The following is a 17,195-nucleotide window of genomic DNA, read 5'->3' as shown; positions in this document are numbered from 1 at the left end:
CCCTCGGGTTCTCCTTTTCATTTAAGCCAGTGCCGAGCCGTTATGGCTTGCCGTTACGAATCGGCTTGCGCGGCGACTTGTTGGACGGCGTACGCTGACGGGTGATGTCGGTGTGCTTGGTCAGCGCCGGGCGGGTATGACGCTGCAAGCGCTTGGCTTCGCGCTGTTCGTCAATGCTCGGTGCCGGCACCAGACACTCGCGACGACTGCCGATCAGGTGCTTCATGCCCATTTCTTCCAGAGCGGTGCGGATCATCGCCCAGTTGGCCGGATCGTGGTAACGCAACAGCGCCTTGTGCAGGCGACGCTGACGATCGCCTTTCGGTATCACCACATCTTCACTCTTATAACCCACTCTGCTCAACGGGTTCTTGCCGCTGTAATACATGGTGGTGGAGTTTGCCATCGGTGACGGATAGAAGTTCTGTACCTGATCGAGACGGAAACGGTTTTTCTTCAGCCACAGCGCCAGATTCACCATATCCTCATCGCGGGTGCCCGGATGCGAGGAGATGAAATACGGGATCAGATACTGCTCTTTGCCCGCCAGCTTGGAGTAATGGTCAAACAGCTGTTTAAACCGGTCGTAGCTGCCCATGCCCGGCTTCATCATTTTCGACAGCGGGCCTTCTTCGGTGTGTTCCGGCGCAATCTTCAGGTAGCCGCCAACGTGGTGGGTAGCCAGCTCTTTGATATAGCGCGGATCTTCCACCGCCAGATCGTAACGCACACCAGAGGCGATCAGGATCTTCTTGATGCCCTCCAGCGAGCGCGCACGGCGATACAGCTTGATGGTCGGTTCGTGGTTGGTGTCCATGTAGGTGCAGATTTCCGGGTACACGCACGAGGCGCGGCGGCAGGTCTGCTCAGCGCGCGGGTTGGTACAGCGCAGCATGTACATGTTGGCGGTCGGGCCGCCCAAATCGGAGATCACACCGGTAAAGCCCGGTACTTTGTCACGAATTTCTTCGATCTCGCGAATAATGGAGTCTTCCGAACGGCTCTGGATGATGCGCCCTTCGTGCTCGGTGATCGAACAGAATGAACAGCCGCCATAGCAACCGCGCATGATGTTGACCGAGAAGCGGATCATGTCATAGGCAGGAATGGTTTCCTTGCCGTAGGACGGGTGCGGAATACGCTGGTACGGCAGGGCAAACACGCTGTCCATTTCCGGCGTGGTCAGCGGGATCGCCGGTGGGTTAATCCACACGTAACGGTCGCCGTGCGACTGCATCAGCGCACGGGCACAGCCAGGGTTGGTTTCATGGTGCAGAATGCGCGAAGTGTGCGCATACAGGACCTTGTCGGCCTTCACCTTTTCAAATGACGGCAGCAACACGTAGGTTTTTTCCCACGGCTTGGGCTTGGCGGCGCGCACGGTGACCGGTTTGGCCTCCGGCTCCGGTTTACCGCCGTCAGCACACGGCAGATCGTCGCCGTAAGGGTTCGGGATAGGCTCAATGCGGCCCGGCTTGTCCAGACGGGTAGAATCCACCCCGGTCCAGCCCGGCAACGCCCCCTTGCGCATCACCGCGGTGTTGCGGATGTCGTGGATCTCGCTGATTTTCTCGCCCGCAGCCAGGCGGTGCGCCACTTCCACCAGCGGACGCTCGCCGTTGCCGTAAATCAGCATGTCAGCTTTGGAGTCCACCAACACCGAACGGCGTACGGTATCAGACCAGTAATCGTAGTGAGCGATACGACGCAGGCTGGCTTCGATGCCGCCCAGCACGATCGGCACGTCTTTATAGGCTTCTTTGCAGCGTTGACTGTAAACCAGCGTCGCGCGATCCGGACGTTTGCCGCCCACGTTGCCGGCGGTGTAGGCATCATCGTGACGCAGTTTGCGATCGGCGGTATAACGGTTGATCATCGAGTCCATGTTGCCGGCGGTGATGCCGAAGAACAGGTTCGGTTTGCCCAACCGCATGAAATCTTCTTTATTGCTCCAGTCCGGCTGCGCAATGATGCCGACGCGGAAGCCCTGCGCTTCCAACATGCGGCCGATGATCGCCATACCAAAACTCGGGTGGTCGACATAGGCGTCACCACTGATAATGATCACATCGCAGCTATCCCAGCCCAGTTGATCCATCTCTTCGCGCGACATCGGTAAAAATGGCGCGGTGCCATAACATTCGGCCCAATAAGGCTTATAGGAAAACAATTCACGATCGGGTTGGATCAGGCTGGTAGTGCTCATTCTGGTGCTCTTTCACAGGTTAATTAATCGCCGGGCGGCGATTATACGCACTAGTGACAAAAAGAGCATGGTTATTTCACGCCTTCGCCACAGCATCTCGGGCTTCCCTCTCGACTCCACGCGCCTGCGCGGTCATCATAGCGCATTCTGTTCGGCCCACCGGCCGACAGCGGAGGAGATCAATGAGTGAGTTTTTAGCAGTAAAACCGATTCTGGCCCTGGGCAGCGCGATCGTTGAGGTGACGCTGACGCAGGAGCAAAAAATAGGTGGCTGCGCGTTTAATGTTGCGCGGGCGCTCAAGCGCCTGCAGGTCCCGGTGCTCAACGGTATGCCGGTCGGCAATGGAATATGGGGCGCGGCGATTGAAGCCGAGATGGAAAGTTTAGGCCTGCAGGTGCTGCTGCGCCATGGCCAGATGGACAACGGCCGCCGTCTGACACAGATGCAACCCAGCGGCGAGTCGCTGTCGGTGATCGAGCCCGGCTGCGAAACCCAGTGGAATAAAGCCCAGTTGGGCACGCTGCCCCTGAGCGAAGACACGCTGATTTACATCAGCGGCGAGCAGTTGGCCGGAGAAAGCGGCGAGGCGGTACGTGAATGGTTAACACGCTTGCCGTTTGACCAGTGGCGGCTGATTGATCCCGGCCCGGGCATCGCTCAATTGGATGAAGATTTCTTTGCCATGCTCAGCGACAGCCACACCCTGCTGACGCTGAACCGAAATGAAGTGGTCACGCTCTGCGGCGCAGGCGATGCGCTCACTCTGGCCCAGCAGTTTGCCACCGCGCACAATATCACGCTGATCTGTCGGTTGGATTGCGATGGCGTCTGGATTTGCCGTGGCGACACCCCGCCGCTCCAAATAGCGGCCTATCCGGTGAACGTCGTCGACACTCTGGGTGCGGGCGACGCCCACTGCGCTGGCCTGCTGGCCGGGCTCTCCGCCGGTTGGCCATTGCCGCAAGCGGTCGATCTGGCTAACCGCGTGGCCGCCTGCGTGGTAGCAACCCAAGGTGCAAGCGACGTGCCAGACTGGCAACAGCTGCAACAGCGTTTCCCCGACGTTTGATGCCTAATGGGCGCGGTTTGCGCGCCCCTCTTCTTTTTCTAATGCGCTCGCTCTACCGGCCCGACATATTCTTCCGGCCGGTGCTGATAGTTGAAGGTCAGCGCAAAAATGATCCCCAGCACCAACGTATACAGCGCGAAGATCAACCAGATGCTCTGCCAATCTTTTACGCCGTCGTGGGTGAAGAAATCTACCACTTCGCCGCTGGCTATCGCCCCCAGATACGCGCCGATACCGTTGACCATGGTCATGAATAACCCCTGCGCACTGGCGCGGATGCGGCTATCGGCCTCTTTCTCAACGAAGATGGCCCCGGAGATATTAAAGAAATCAAAGGCACAGCCGTAAACGATCATCGACAGCAGCAACAGCACAAAGCCGAAACCAACCGGGGTGCCATAGGCCAGGAACAGGAAGCGCAGCGTCCAGGCCGCCATGCTGATCAGCATCACCTGTTTGATGCCGTATCGACGCAGGAAGAACGGAATGGTGAGGATAAAGAACACCTCGGAGATTTGTGACAACGACAACAGCACCGCCGGGTATCTGACGCTTATGCTGTCCTGATACAGCGGGTTGCTCGCGAAATCATGCAGGAAGGGATTGCCGAAGGTGTTGGTGATCTGCAGTGCCGCGCCCAACAGCATGGCAAACAGGAAAAACAGCGCCATACGCCGCTGGCGAAACAGCACCAACGCGTCCAGCCCCAGCACATTGAACCAGCTTTTCGATTTTTCGACGTTGCTGGTCGGGCAATTCGGCAGCGTCAGAGAATAGCAGGCCAGCAACAGTGACACGGCAGAAGCCAGATACAGCTGCATATTGCTCAGCTCAATTCGGCTAAAGCCGATTAGCCACATCGCCACAATAAAGCCCAGGGTGCCGTACACCCGCACCGGGGGGAAATCTTTCACCGTGTCGTAACCGTGCTTTTCCAGGCAGAAATAGGCAATGGCGTTGGAAAGCGAAATGGTCGGCATATACACCATGGCGTTGAACAACATGACCCAGAACATCACCATCGGCTGCTCAACCTGGGCGGCGCAATACAGCGCAAGCGCACCGAACAGATGACAGAGCGCGTACAGGTAATTGGCCCTGATCCAGCGGTCGGCAAGAATGCCCGCCAGCCCCGGCATAATCAGCGCCGCGACGCCTTTGGCGCTGTACACCATGCCCACCTGCAATCCGCTGAAATGCAGGGTATTAATCATGTAAGATCCCAGCGTAACCAGCCAGGCACCCCAAATAAAAAACTGCAGAAAAACCATTACCTTCAGTCGCGTTTTTATTGCCATCACCATCACCTTATTATTTTGATTAAAACGATGATTCACGCGGCCAGGCCCCTGCACCTCGCCGCGGGGGAATTTGCAGCGTTACAGCGTTTTGAAGAACTCACGGATCAGGCGCATAAAGTCTTCTGCCGCCAGGGCCGCGCAGCTCAGCGTTTGCTCGTGGGACAGTGGCGTATCGGACAGCCCTTCGGCGTAGTTGGTCATCGCCGAAACCACCAGTACTTTCAGTCCGCAATGGCGCGCCGAGAGCACTTCCGGCACGATGGACATACCGACCACGTCGCACCCCAGCGTTTGCATCATGCGAATTTCAGCCGGGGTTTCGAAGTTGGGCCCGGTGTAAGCGGCAAACACCCCTTCCGCCAGCGGAATACCCACGCGCTGGGCCACCTGCGTCAGTTGAGCACGCAAATCGCGATCGTAGGCATTGGCCAGGCTGAAAAAGCGCGGACCGAAACGCTCGTCGTTATCGCCAACCAACGGCGACTCGGGCATAAAGTTGATGTGATCGGTGAGGGCCACCAGGCTGCCCGGCGACACCGACTGGCGCAACGAACCGGCGGCGTTGGTCGCCAGCAGGAATTCGCAGCCCAACAGTTTGAAGGTGCGCACGGCAGTGGTCATCACCTGCATACCGCGCCCTTCGTAGTAATGACCGCGTCCTTTCATGCACACGACAGGAACACCTTCCAGCCAGCCGGCAACCAACTGGCCGGCATGCCCCACCACGCTGCTGACCGGGAAACCCGGCAGTTCGGCGTAGTCGATGGTCAGGGTGTCGGTCATCACCTCCGCCAACGCCCCCAAGCCGGAGCCCAGAATCAAAGCCGCTCGCGGTTGGAAGCCCGGCAGGCGGGCGCGGATAGTTTCAGCACAGGAAAAAGCATCTTCTTGATTAAACATAGTATTCTCATCTGTGGAAGGGTGAAATAATCCCCATAGTAGAGAGCGATGCGCACCGGCGACCAATACATTATTGGCGGCTGATTTATTCCATTCACCTATAAATTGCTCGCATCAGGAGGCCATCATCAACCTAAAGCAGCCACAGCAACTGCCGGATCCCAGCCGGATTAACTTCCGCCTGCTGCACTATTTTCGCGTGGTGGCGGAAGAGATGAACTTCACCCAGGCCGCACTGCGGCTGAACATCTCCCAACCCCCGCTCAGCAAACACATCAAAGAGCTGGAGAGCCAACTGGGCGTAGAGCTGTTCAAACGCACCACCCGCTCGATGGCGCTGACGCTGGCGGGCCGAACCTTGTTTCACAACGTCGAGATGCTATTGGATCAGGCGGGTAATGCACTCAATCAGGTGCAGCAATTGGGGCGTGGCGAAGCGGGCCATATGGTGATTGGCATGGTCGGCACATCGGTGTGGGGTGGGCTGATACCGGCGCTGAAGCGCTTTACAGAACAAACGGCCAACGTCACCTGGGCGTTGAACGAACTGACACCCGGCCAGCAAATAACGGCGCTGCAAAAACGTCATATTGATATCGGCGTGTGGCGAGAAGCCAGGGAACAGATATTACCGGGGCTGGCATGCCAACTGCTGGCACGGGAGAACATTGCGCTGGTGCTACCGCTCGATCACCCGCTGGCACAGGCGGAAAGCCTGCCGCTGGCGGCGCTGCGGCATGAAAAATTCATCGTGCTGCCGCCTCATGAGGCCAGTCTGGGGCTATATCTGCACAACCTGTGTTTGCAGCAGGGGTTCAAACCGGATATCGCCTATCAGGTCAACGAACCGCAAACCCTGATGGCGCTGGTGGCCGAAGGCTATGGCATCACGCTGTTGCCGGACAGCTACGGCCGCATTCCGTGGCCCGGCGTGCGTTTTTGCCCGCTGCAGCAGGCACCGTCAGCGGATTTGTACGCCATTTACCATGCCGACAGTGCGACGCCGGTGGTGCAGGCCTTTCTGACGATGTTGGGTACGGCAGCTTAGCGCCGTACCCAGCGGGTTTAGAGTGCAGGCTGCACCATAAACTGGCCTGCGCTGCCGCGATCTGCCATTTCCAGCGTCTGGCTGTAGTAGAGGAACGGGAAATGTTCTGAGGTGGACTGATTGAAGTAAACCAACAGCTCAACGTCCCCGTCGATCCACACCGTGTCTTTCCAACCGCGATCTTCTGCCATTGGCTGCGCACCGTTAACGCGCTTGACCAGGAACTGTACGCCCTGAATGTGGAACGCCTGCGGGGTATCCGCATGGATATTCCAGCGCTCCCAGCTCCCCTGCTGAGTTTGCACATCGATGCGGTTCATGTCCCAGATCGCCCCGTTGATCCCGGCCTGGCTGTCGCCCAAACGGAACTCGCGGGTGCGGCTGACGCTGCCGTCCAACAGTTGATCGGCCAACAAGCGCATCGGCAGGTTATCGGTCACCAACGGCAACAGCCCGGTCGGTTTCAGCGTCAGCACCTGGGTAGAGACCAGGATGCTCGAAGGTTCAAACAAGCCGCGCAGGCGATCCATAATGCCTGCCGCTTCGCCGGCGGTGATCGTCACCTCATCGCCTTTTGACATGTCGATCAACACTTCACGACGTTCGCCCGGTGCCAGCGAAAGCTGCTGTACCGCGACCGGCGCAGGCAAGAAGCCCTGATCGCTGGCGATCACGTTGAGCGGTCGGCCGTCACTCAGTTGCAGCATGTAGCGACGCGAGTTGGAAGCATTAAGCAGGCGCAGGCGCACCCAACCGCGGGAGACTTCGATATAAGGATTTTGTACGCCGTTAACCAACAGCGTATCGCCGACAAAGCCCCCCTGCGACGGCGGGTCGTATTCCGGCGTGCCAAAGTTATCAAGGCGCTTGTCCTGAATGATTAGCGGGAAGTCATCTACGCCATAGTGATTCGGCAAAGGCAGCGATTTGCTGACCTCGTCTTCGACCAGCCACAGCCCGGTCAAGCCATTGTAAACATGCGGCGCCATGCGGTTAGGGGTGCTGGCGTGATACCAGCAGGTGGCCGCATTCTGGCGGATCGGCAGCACCGGCGACCAGTCAACGTTGGGAGACATCATGCGCGGCGCGCCCCCCATCAACGTACCCGGCACTTGCAGGCCGCTGATGGTCATCGCCACCGGCTCCGGCAGGCGGTTGCTGTAAATCAGCTTTACGTCATCACCGTTGTAAACCCGCACCGTCGGCCCAAGGTACATGCCGTTGATGCCCCACACCGACGCCTTGCGGTTATCCATAAATGCCCAGTGGGCACGCTGTAAGGTTAAAAACAGCGGTTGCCCACGGCGGGATTCCAGCAACGGGGGGACAGGTAACGGGGTCTGCGTTCCGCTCGCCTCAGCCCTCAGCGGCACGGCTCCCGCGCACAGCGCCAAGCCCGATGCCTGAATAAACTGACGTCGACTGAGTGACATATTTTCTCCATGAAAAGCAATGACTAAACCGTGTGCAAAGACCGGGCCCCTGTTAATCAGATTAGCAGGAGCCCCGGCGTTAACGGCATTTGGCGCCGTTTAAAAGTTCATTCTTTGAAGCCGGTAGGAATATTATTTTCCGGCGGCATTGCGCTGGGCGACTTCCGCATCCAGCTCGGCGATTTTCGCCAGCATCAGCTCATGGCAATGGGCCGCCAGCTCACGCACATTTTCTCTACCGTAGCCGCTGATATCGACCGGCTCCAACATTTCGACAATCGCATGACCATTATTCCAACGGTTAAGATTAATTTTACCGCTGGTGGTGGAAACGCAGATGGGCACAATCGGCACCCCGGCGGCGATTGCCGCATGGAATGCGCCGGTTTTAAACGGCATCAGCCCGCGCCCGCGGCTGCGGGTGCCTTCAGGAAACATCCAGATCGAAATGTCGCGTTTTTTAAACTGTTCGGCGACCTGTGCAATGGTGCCGTGCGCTTTGGCGCGGTTATCACGGTCAATCAGCAGGTTACCGGTCAGCCAATACAGTGGACCAAAGAACGGCACCCACAGCAGGCTCTTTTTACCCACGGTCACGGTACGCGGCTGCACCGCTTTGGCGGCGGTCACCATATCGTAGTTATTCTGGTGGTTGGCGATATAAATGCAGTTGCCATTTTTGGCCGCATCGGCCGGTACGCGGACTTCCACCTTCAAACCGAATAACCCGGAAAGGCGGCCAAACAGGTGACCGAAGGTCGCCACATGGCGAGGATCGCGCGGGCTGAACAAACAGTAAATAGAACCGAAGATGCACACCAAAATACAATACAGAGTGGCAAGAATGGCACGCAAAATTAATAACATAACAACCTCATTAGCACACTGCCGACACAGCCTGAAACGCTGCGCAGGTCCCTTTTTCACTTCATACTTGAAGCTGCATCTGTGTTGGCTGCGTCCGCGCACCCCAGTCACTTAGTTTACTAAGCTCCCAGGGATTTACGGCCTTGCCGCCTTGATGCAACTCCAATTATTTTGGGTAAACTCATTCTTTGATTGCAGGGGCTGAAAACCTGCCCTGCATTTTTTTGCTATTTTCCCGCCAGCCGGCGATACGCACAATAATTTTATGCAGAGAAATGTTAACTATTTGAAAATAATTGCCGGTTGCGTGAAAAAAAGCGGGCGCAATATGCTGCGCCCGCTTGTTATTCCCTCAGGGTTACTCTTCGCTGTCGCCCGTCGGCGCTCGTGCAGGCGCGTCGATCTCTACGCGATCGATACGCTGCAGGCCACGTGGCAGTGAGGTGCCTTTACGGCCCCGCTCCGCACGGAACTTCTGCAAATCTTCCGGACGCAGCGTCAGCTTGCGTTTACCCACATGCAGCGTCACAGAGGTCTGCGGCGGCAACACGAACAGCCATGTCAGCTTGTCTTCACCGGAGGCGGCCTGCGCCGACGGGATAGAGACAATCTTGTTACCTTTGCCCTTCGACAGCTGAGGCAGATCGGCAACCGGGAACAGCAGCATGCGACCGGCTGCGGTGATCGACAGCAGCATATCGTCGTCACCGTGGATCTCCATCGGCGCCAGCGCTTTGGCGTTGTCCGGCAGAGTAATCATCGCCTTGCCGGCACGGTTGCGTGCCACCAAATCGTTGAAGGTACAAACGAAGCCGTAGCCGGCGTCGGAAGCCATCAGCAGTTTTTGGTCGTCCGCCGCCATCAGCACCTGCTCAATGGTGGCGCCCGGCGGAGGCGTCAGCTTACCGGTCAGCGGCTCGCCCTGCCCGCGTGCCGAAGGCAGCGTCAGCGGATCAAGCGCGTAGCTGCGTCCGGTGGAGTCGATAAACACCACCGGCTGGTTGGTTTTGCCGCGCGCCGCGCTGCGGAAGCTGTCGCCCGCCTTGTAGCTCAGGCCGCTTGGGTCGATATCGTGGCCCTTGGCGCTGCGCACCCAGCCCATTTCAGACAGCACAATGGTCACCGGCTCAGAAGGCACGAAGTCGTGTTCACTCATCGCCTTGGCTTCCGAACGCTCGGTAATCGGCGAGCGGCGATCGTCGCCGTAGGCCAATGCATCGGCCTGGATCTCTTTCTTGATCAGAGTGTTCAGCTTACGTTCGGAGGCCAGCAGCGCCTGCAGTTGATCGCGCTCTTTGGCCAGTTCGTCCTGCTCACCGCGGATCTTGAACTCTTCCAGCTTCGCCAAATGGCGAAGTTTCAGTTCGAGGATGGCCTCGGCCTGAGTGTCTGAAATACCAAAACGCGCCATCAGCACCGGCTTGGGTTCGTCCTCAGTACGGATGATGTTGATCACTTCATCGATATTGAGGAACGCCACCAGCAAACCTTCGAGGATGTGCAGGCGTTTCAGCACTTTTTCCAGGCGGTAGTTCAGACGACGGCGTACCGTATCGCGACGGAACGCCAGCCACTCGGTCAGGATTTCTACCAGCCCCTTGACCTGCGGGCGGTTGTCCAGACCGATCATGTTCATGTTGATGCGGTAGCTGCGTTCCAGATCGGTAGTCGCAAACAGGTGGTTCATCACCTGTTCCAAATCGATACGGTTGGAACGTGGCACGATCACCAGCCGCGTTGGGTTCTCGTGATCGGATTCATCACGCAGATCTTCAACCATCGGCAGCTTTTTGGCGCGCATCTGGCTGGCAATCTGCTCCAGCACCTTGGCGCCGGAAACCTGGTGCGGCAAGGCGGTAATCACCGCGCTGCCGTCTTCTTTCTTCCAAACGGCGCGCATACGCACTGAACCGCGGCCATTTTGATAGATTTTGCGAATTTCATCGCGCGGCGTGATGATCTCGGCTTCGGTCGGGAAGTCCGGCCCCTGCACGAACTCGAGCAGGTCTTCAAGCGAAGCACCCGGCCGCTCGAGCAGCTCCACCGCAGCGGCGGCCACTTCACGCACGTTGTGCGGAGGGATATCGGTCGCCATGCCCACGGCAATGCCGGTGGTGCCGTTCAGCAGAATGTTGGGCAGACGTGCCGGCAACATCTTCGGTTCTTGCATAGTGCCGTCAAAGTTCGGCACCCAGTCAACGGTGCCCTGACCCAGCTCGGCCAGCAACACTTCCGCATATTTGGACAGGCGCGATTCGGTATAACGCATCGCGGCGAAGGATTTCGGATCGTCCGGCGCACCCCAGTTCCCCTGGCCGTCTACCAGCGGATAGCGATAAGAGAATGGCTGCGCCATCAATACCATAGCTTCATAACAGGCGCTGTCGCCGTGCGGATGGTATTTACCCAGCACATCACCGACGGTACGGGCGGATTTTTTGAATTTGGCGCTGTTGCTCAGCCCCAGTTCCGACATGGCGTAGATGATGCGGCGTTGTACCGGCTTCAAACCGTCACCGATGTACGGCAACGCCCGATCCATGATGACGTACATGGAATAGTTCAGATAGGCGTTTTCAGTGAATGTGTGCAGCGGTAAACGCTCTACACCGTCATGAGTCAGATCACTCATTACTCAATTATCCTCAGACCGTGGCTTGGCAATCCCTGGACGACAAAGGGTTGATTCTGCCTGCGATAGTAACCCATCAGCAGGGTAGCTGTCACAGATGGCACAGCAATCATCCGGCGAAGCCGGTGTATCAGGCAGTTTTGTGCAAAATAGCGCTATGCGGTGGTGCATTTATTGACTCACAGTCAACACTGTTGTGCGCTGGATCGCATTTTTACTTGTATTGCTAACGATTACACTGCTTCTCAGCGAAATGTTTCCCGCCCCCGGCGCGGAGAACATCACACATTCTAATTCTGACAGGAGCCGTGAATAATGAGCAATATCCTGATTATCAATGCTAAAAAGCAGTTTGGCCATTCCAACGGCGAACTCAATCAAACCCTGAGCGAGGTGGCGGAAAGCTTCCTGCGCGATGTACCGCACCAGGTGCAGGTCACCGTCGTCGACGACGGTTACGACATCGAGGCCGAGGTGCAAAAATACCTGTGGGCCGACGTGGTGATTTATCAAATGCCGGGCTGGTGGATGGGCGAGCCGTGGATCCTGAAAAAATACATCGATGAAGTGTTCACCGCCGGGCACGGCAGCCTGTACGCCAGCGACGGTCGTACCCGCTCAGACGCCGGCAAGAAGTACGGCTCCGGCGGCCTGATCCAGGGCAAGAAATACATGCTGAGCCTGACCTGGAACGCCCCGCTGGAAGCCTTTACCGACCCGGACCAGTTCTTCCATGGCGTCGGCGTCGACGGCGTGTATCTGCATTTCCATAAGGCCAATCAGTTCCTGGGAATGGAAGCGCTGCCGACCTTTATCTGTAATGATGTGATTAAACAACCGGATATCGACAGCGACATCGCACGTTATCGCGCGCATCTGACCGAAATTTTTGCTTAACTGATAGGTTATTCCCGAGATAATTCAAGTTGCATCAAGGCGGCAACCAAACGCATCCGCGGGAGCGTACAAGTGGTACGTGACCGGGGTAAATACGGACAGCCAACAAAGAGGCTGCTTGAAGTATGATGGGAATACACGTCAACCAATGAGGTAATGATGATCACCGTAATTGCAGAAATCAAAACCAAGCCGGGCCACCGTGAAACGGTTCTGAAGGCGATTGAGAAACTGGTCCCGCTGGTACTGGCAGAAGATGGCTGTAGCGAATACACGCCGATGATCGACAGCCACACCCAGGCGCCATGGCAGAAGCTGTCGCCGGACTCGGTGTTTATGCTGGAGAAATGGGCCAGTCAGGCGCATCTGGAAAAGCATCTGGATATCGCTCACATGCACCGTCATCGTGACACCATCAAAGACAGCGTGCTGGGCGTGACCATTCACGTGCTGGGCAACGCCCTGTAAGACCGGTTGGGAACAGCCAGCCGTTTTCTACAGCGTCTGCGCATCAATATGCGCACTGACGTAGTCCAGAAAACAGGTAATACGCGCCGCCAACTGGGTATTGCGGTAATACACCGCATTAATCGGTTGGCGCACATCCAGCGTTTCCTGTTCCAGCAAGGGTATAAGTCGCCCCGCACGCTGATCGTCTCGCGTCATGAAATCCGCCAATTGCACTATCCCTTCCCCCCGTAACGCCAACTGACGCAGGGTTTCACCGCTGGAAGCCGAAATTGTCGGGGTAATGGCAAAATGCTGCGCCTGCTGATAGCGCAACGGCCACAGGTTGAGCGACTCCGGCTGGGTGAACCCGAGCAGGCAGTGCTCGCGCAGCGCTTCCACGCTGCCCGGCGTACCATAACGCGCGAGGTATTCCGGGCTGGCGAGAATACGCAAGCGGCTGGAGCCCAACAGACGTGCATGAATGGTCGAGTCCCGCAGCGCGCCAATGCGAATGGCAATGTCGGTGCGCTTTTCCAGCAGATCGATGATCAGGTTATCGGTATTCAGTTCCAGCTCAATCTGCGGATAGCTTTGCCGGAAACCGGCTACCAGCGGCACGATCACGTGTTCCATAAACGGAGCGGCAGCGTTGACCCGCAGTTTCCCGGCAGGGATCAACCTGCGCAGCGCCATTTGCTCTTCGGCATTTTCCACCGAGTGGATAATCTCACGCGCGTGGCTGAGAAAATTCTGGCCTTCTTCGGTCAGTTCCAGTCGACGCGTGGTGCGGCGCATCAGGGTCGTATCGAGTTTTTTTTCCAACCGGCTGAGTGCGCGGCTGATGCCGGAGGTGGTCTGACCGAGCTGTTCGGCTGCGGCAGTGATGGAGCCGCTGTCAACGACGGTGGTAAAGGCCAGTAACTCTTCGAGGGTGATTTTCATGCATGCCGCCCAGAGTGGTCGGGTGCCGCACGCAGCGCCCCTGCGGAAAGAAGGCCCGGCGGGGAAGCCGGGCCTGACAGTCAGACAGAAAGCTCGGCCATATCGCCTTTGTCCTGCAGCCAGTTACGGCGGTCTTCTGAACGCTTCTTGGCCAGCAGCATGTCCATCATCGCCAGCGTCTGATCCACATCGTCGTCACTCACCGTCAATTGCACCAGACGGCGGGTATTCGGATCGAGCGTGGTTTCACGCAGCTGCAATGGGTTCATCTCGCCCAGCCCTTTAAAGCGCTGAACGTTAGGCTTGCCCTTTTTGCGCTTCAACTGCTCCAGCACGCCGGCTTTCTCTTCTTCGTCCAGCGCGTAGTACACCTCTTTGCCCAGATCGATACGGTACAGAGGCGGCATCGCCACATACACGTGGCCGCCCTTCACCAGCGAACGGAAGTGACGCACGAACAGCGCGCACAGCAGCGTGGCGATATGCAAACCGTCGGAGTCCGCATCCGCCAGGATACAGATTTTACCGTAACGCAGTTGGCTAAGATCTTCGCTGTCCGGGTCAATGCCGATCGCCACGGAAATGTCGTGCACTTCCTGCGAGGCCAGCACTTCGTCCGAAGACACTTCCCAGGTGTTGAGGATTTTGCCTTTCAGCGGCATGATCGCCTGATATTCGCGATCGCGCGCCTGCTTGGCTGAACCGCCCGCCGAGTCCCCTTCTACCAGGAACAGTTCGGTCATGTTCAGATCCTGCGACGTACAGTCGGCCAGTTTGCCCGGCAATGCCGGCCCGCTGGTCAGCTTCTTGCGCACCACTTTTTTGGCGGCACGCAAACGCCGCTGGGCGCTGGAAATCGCCAACTCGGCCAATTGTTCCGCCGCCTGAACGTTCTGGTTCAGCCACAGGCTGAAGGCGTCTTTCACCACGCCGGAAACAAAGGCCGCGCACTGGCGCGAAGACAAACGTTCTTTGGTCTGGCCGGCGAACTGCGGATCCTGCATCTTGACCGACAGCACATAGGCGCAGCGGTCCCAGATATCTTCGGCGGACAGCTTAACGCCGCGCGGCAGAATATTGCGGAATTCGCAGAACTCACGCATCGCGTCCAGCAGGCCCTGACGCAGGCCGTTGACGTGGGTACCGCCCTGCATGGTCGGGATCAGGTTGACGTAGCTTTCGGTCAGCAGCTCACCGCCTTCCGGCAGCCACAGCAACGCCCAGTCCACCGCCTCGGTATCGCCGGAGAAGTTACCGACAAAGGCCGCTTCCGGCAGGGTGATCAAGCCGTTAACCGCTTCCATCAGGTAATCGGTCAGGCCGTCCTGATAGCACCAACGTTGCTCGGTGTTGTTCAGCTTGTCGATGAAGTAAATTTCAACGCCGGGGCACAGCACCGCTTTGGCCTTCAGCAGGTGGCTGAGGCGCGATACCGAGAAACGCGGGCTGTCGAAGAACTGCTCGTCAGGCCAGAAGTGGATGCTGGTGCCGGTATTGCGCTTGCCGCAGCTGCCGGTCACTGCCAATTCCTGCACCTTGTCGCCGTTTTCGAAGGCAATGCTGTAGACGTTACCGTCACGCTTGACGTTGACTTCCACCCGTTTCGACAGGGCGTTAACCACCGAGATCCCCACGCCGTGCAGACCGCCGGAGAACTGGTAGTTTTTATTGGAGAATTTACCGCCGGCGTGCAGACGACACATGATCAACTCAACCGCAGGTACGCCTTCTTCAGGGTGGATATCCACCGGCATGCCGCGGCCGTCGTCGATCACTTCCAGTGACTGATCGGCGTGCAAAATCACGTCGATGCGCTTGGCGTGACCGGCCAAAGCTTCATCGACACTGTTATCTATCACCTCTTGGCCGAGGTGATTGGGGCGCGTCGTGTCGGTATACATGCCGGGACGACGGCGCACTGGTTCTAGACCGCTGAGTACTTCAATGGCATCAGCGTTATAGCTGGATTGAGTCATCGTTGATTATTTTTTCGTGGTTAAAGGAAGGTGCCGGAACCGTCTGCTCAGACAGCGTTGAGCCCTAAAAAATCCACAATCTGGGGGAAGTAGTGCTCGAAACCGACGAAAGCGTGGTTTCCACCCGATTCCACCGTCTGACGGCACGCAGTGTAATAGGCCACCGCTTGCCCATAATCGAGAATTTCATCGCCCGTTTGTTGCAGCAACCAGATTAAATCCGGTGACTCCAAGGGATCGATCTGCATCGTTTTCAGATCGTAAACGTGTCGTGACTCTAACACATATTGCTGGCCGGTGTAGGGGTTCTCGTTTTCGCCAAGGTAGTCAATCAGCAGCTCAAACGGCTTCACGGCAGGGTTAACCACTACCGCTGGCAGTGAAAAACACTGCGAAAGCCAGGTCGCGTAGTAGCCACCCAGCGAGGAACCAACCAGGCCCATCGTCTGCCCGGCACGCTCCATCACCAGATTCTCGATCATTTCGGCGGCTTCAGCCGGAAAGACTGGCAGCTGTGGGACCAACATTTCGATATGCGGATGATGCTCGGCCAGCCACGCCTTGAAGGACGTCGCTTTGGCCGAGTACGGCGAACTGTTAAAACCGTGCAGATAGAGCAGCGTAGAAGGCATCAGTACCCATCCGAATCCATGTCGGGGCGGAAGTCGTCGTTTTCCAATCGGAAAACCTGCGTCTCGATACGGCCGTCCGGCAGCAAGTCAAGATAGCGCCAGCCGGGCGAAACATCGTCGATGGTAAAATTGGTGCAGTGCGGTTTGAACTGCACGCAGGTAGAGGGCGACGCCAGCAGACGACGCCCCTGCCACTCCAGATCCAGCTCCTGGTGAATATGCCCGCACAGCAGCGTGTTCACTTTCGGGTAGCGCAGCAGCACAGCACCCAGCATGTGTGGGTTGCGCAGGCTGTGCTGATCGAGCCAGGTGCAGCCGGAAGGCAGCGGATGATGGTGCAGCAGCATCAGGGTATAGCGCTCGGGATAGGCCTGCAGGCAGCGCTCCATCCACTCAAGCTGGTACTCGCTCAGTTCGCCGTGCGGCACGCCGAAAACCTGACTGTCCAGCAGCAACACCTGCCAGTGGTCGCCCACCAGCACCTGCTTTGACGGGGCGATACCAGCGGCGGCCAATGCGTCGACCATCGCCGGCTGAAAGTCATGGTTACCCGGCAACCAGACGCAAGGCGCCGGCAGACGGGCAATACCTTCGGCAAAATGCCGGTAGGCAGCCAATGAATGATCCTGGGCCAAATCACCGGTGGCGACGACCAAATCAAAATCACGCTGCTGCGCCAAAATGGCGTCCAACACCGCGTGATAGCTGCGATAGGTATTGATGCCGAGCAAAGTCTCATTTTCGCCGGCAAAAAGGTGGGTATCTGTTATTTGCAGAATCCTGACCCTGGCCCCACTTGCCACGGTCGGTTTAAACAGGCTTTCCAAATGGTGTCCTTTGT

At 57.6% G+C, this 17,195-nt stretch carries 14 protein-coding genes; 4 read left to right on the top strand and 10 right to left on the bottom strand.

The window, feature by feature from the left end; translation table 11 throughout:
• Positions 1–40 precede the first annotated feature (40 nt).
• A complete protein-coding gene (locus tag M2407_RS14465) occupies positions 41–2,206 on the bottom strand; it encodes a YgiQ family radical SAM protein (protein WP_048759807.1) in 2,166 nt (721 codons plus the stop codon).
• A 182-nt stretch (positions 2,207–2,388) separates the two neighbouring features.
• Here M2407_RS14465 and M2407_RS14460 point away from each other — a divergent pair, with 182 nt between their 5' ends.
• The gene (locus tag M2407_RS14460; protein ID WP_130016538.1) at positions 2,389–3,276 is read left to right on the top strand and encodes a PfkB family carbohydrate kinase; all 888 of its coding nucleotides are present in this window, start codon (positions 2,389–2,391) and stop codon (positions 3,274–3,276) included.
• Between the two features lie 38 nt (positions 3,277–3,314).
• Here M2407_RS14460 and M2407_RS14455 read toward each other — a convergent pair whose 3' ends face one another.
• Together M2407_RS14455 and xapA are read right to left on the bottom strand one after the other, a co-directional pair.
• Positions 3,315–4,574 (bottom strand): nucleoside permease, encoded by a 1,260-nt coding sequence (locus tag M2407_RS14455; protein WP_259218481.1) that lies wholly within the window; start codon positions 4,572–4,574, stop codon positions 3,315–3,317.
• Positions 4,575–4,655: 81 nt separating this feature from the next.
• Entirely contained in the window at positions 4,656–5,477 is an 822-nt protein-coding gene (gene xapA / locus M2407_RS14450) for a xanthosine phosphorylase (RefSeq protein WP_128864555.1), read from the bottom strand.
• A gap of 151 nt (positions 5,478–5,628) precedes the next feature.
• On the opposite strand from xapA, the gene M2407_RS14445 reads away from it, so the two are divergent.
• Positions 5,629–6,525 (top strand): LysR family transcriptional regulator, encoded by an 897-nt coding sequence (locus M2407_RS14445; RefSeq protein WP_130016553.1) that lies wholly within the window; start codon positions 5,629–5,631, stop codon positions 6,523–6,525.
• A gap of 17 nt (positions 6,526–6,542) precedes the next feature.
• Here the strand turns inward: M2407_RS14445 and ftsP are convergent, their stop codons facing one another.
• From ftsP to parC, 3 genes are all read right to left on the bottom strand, one after another.
• Positions 6,543–7,958, bottom strand: coding sequence for a cell division protein FtsP (gene ftsP, locus M2407_RS14440; protein ID WP_020828679.1), 1,416 nt, complete (start codon positions 7,956–7,958; stop codon positions 6,543–6,545).
• A 132-nt stretch (positions 7,959–8,090) separates the two neighbouring features.
• A complete protein-coding gene (locus tag M2407_RS14435) occupies positions 8,091–8,825 on the bottom strand; it encodes a 1-acylglycerol-3-phosphate O-acyltransferase (RefSeq protein ID WP_020828680.1) in 735 nt (244 codons plus the stop codon).
• Between the two features lie 358 nt (positions 8,826–9,183).
• The gene (gene parC, locus M2407_RS14430) at positions 9,184–11,457 is read right to left on the bottom strand and encodes a DNA topoisomerase IV subunit A (protein WP_020828681.1); all 2,274 of its coding nucleotides are present in this window, start codon (positions 11,455–11,457) and stop codon (positions 9,184–9,186) included.
• 315 nt (positions 11,458–11,772) lie between these two features.
• Here parC and M2407_RS14425 point away from each other — a divergent pair, with 315 nt between their 5' ends.
• The gene (locus tag M2407_RS14425; protein ID WP_259218479.1) at positions 11,773–12,354 is read left to right on the top strand and encodes an NAD(P)H-dependent oxidoreductase; all 582 of its coding nucleotides are present in this window, start codon (positions 11,773–11,775) and stop codon (positions 12,352–12,354) included.
• A gap of 159 nt (positions 12,355–12,513) precedes the next feature.
• A complete protein-coding gene (locus M2407_RS14420; RefSeq protein ID WP_020828683.1) occupies positions 12,514–12,822 on the top strand; it encodes a putative quinol monooxygenase in 309 nt (102 codons plus the stop codon).
• Positions 12,823–12,849: 27 nt separating this feature from the next.
• On the opposite strand, the gene M2407_RS14415 is transcribed toward M2407_RS14420, so the two are convergent.
• The 4 genes from M2407_RS14415 to cpdA form a co-directional block, all read right to left on the bottom strand.
• Complete coding sequence (locus M2407_RS14415) at positions 12,850–13,746, bottom strand: LysR substrate-binding domain-containing protein (RefSeq protein ID WP_046372605.1); 897 nt, start codon at positions 13,744–13,746, stop codon at positions 12,850–12,852.
• An 80-nt stretch (positions 13,747–13,826) separates the two neighbouring features.
• A complete protein-coding gene (gene parE, locus M2407_RS14410; protein WP_020828685.1) occupies positions 13,827–15,722 on the bottom strand; it encodes a DNA topoisomerase IV subunit B in 1,896 nt (631 codons plus the stop codon).
• 47 nt (positions 15,723–15,769) lie between these two features.
• Positions 15,770–16,354 (bottom strand): esterase YqiA, encoded by a 585-nt coding sequence (gene yqiA, locus M2407_RS14405; RefSeq protein WP_020828686.1) that lies wholly within the window; start codon positions 16,352–16,354, stop codon positions 15,770–15,772.
• On the bottom strand, positions 16,354–17,181 hold the full coding sequence (gene cpdA / locus M2407_RS14400) for a 3',5'-cyclic-AMP phosphodiesterase (protein ID WP_020828687.1): 828 nt from the start codon (positions 17,179–17,181) through the stop codon (positions 16,354–16,356). Before cpdA ends, yqiA begins: the two co-directional genes overlap by 1 nt.
• Between the last annotated feature and the right edge of the window lie 14 nt (positions 17,182–17,195).

Origin of the sequence: Serratia sp. BIGb0234, assembly GCF_024809915.1 — a bacterium.
Taxonomy (GTDB): Bacteria; Pseudomonadota; Gammaproteobacteria; order Enterobacterales; family Enterobacteriaceae; genus Serratia; species Serratia liquefaciens.
Note: the sequence above shows the minus strand (reverse complement) of the source record. Positions and strands in the feature narration are given on the sequence as shown.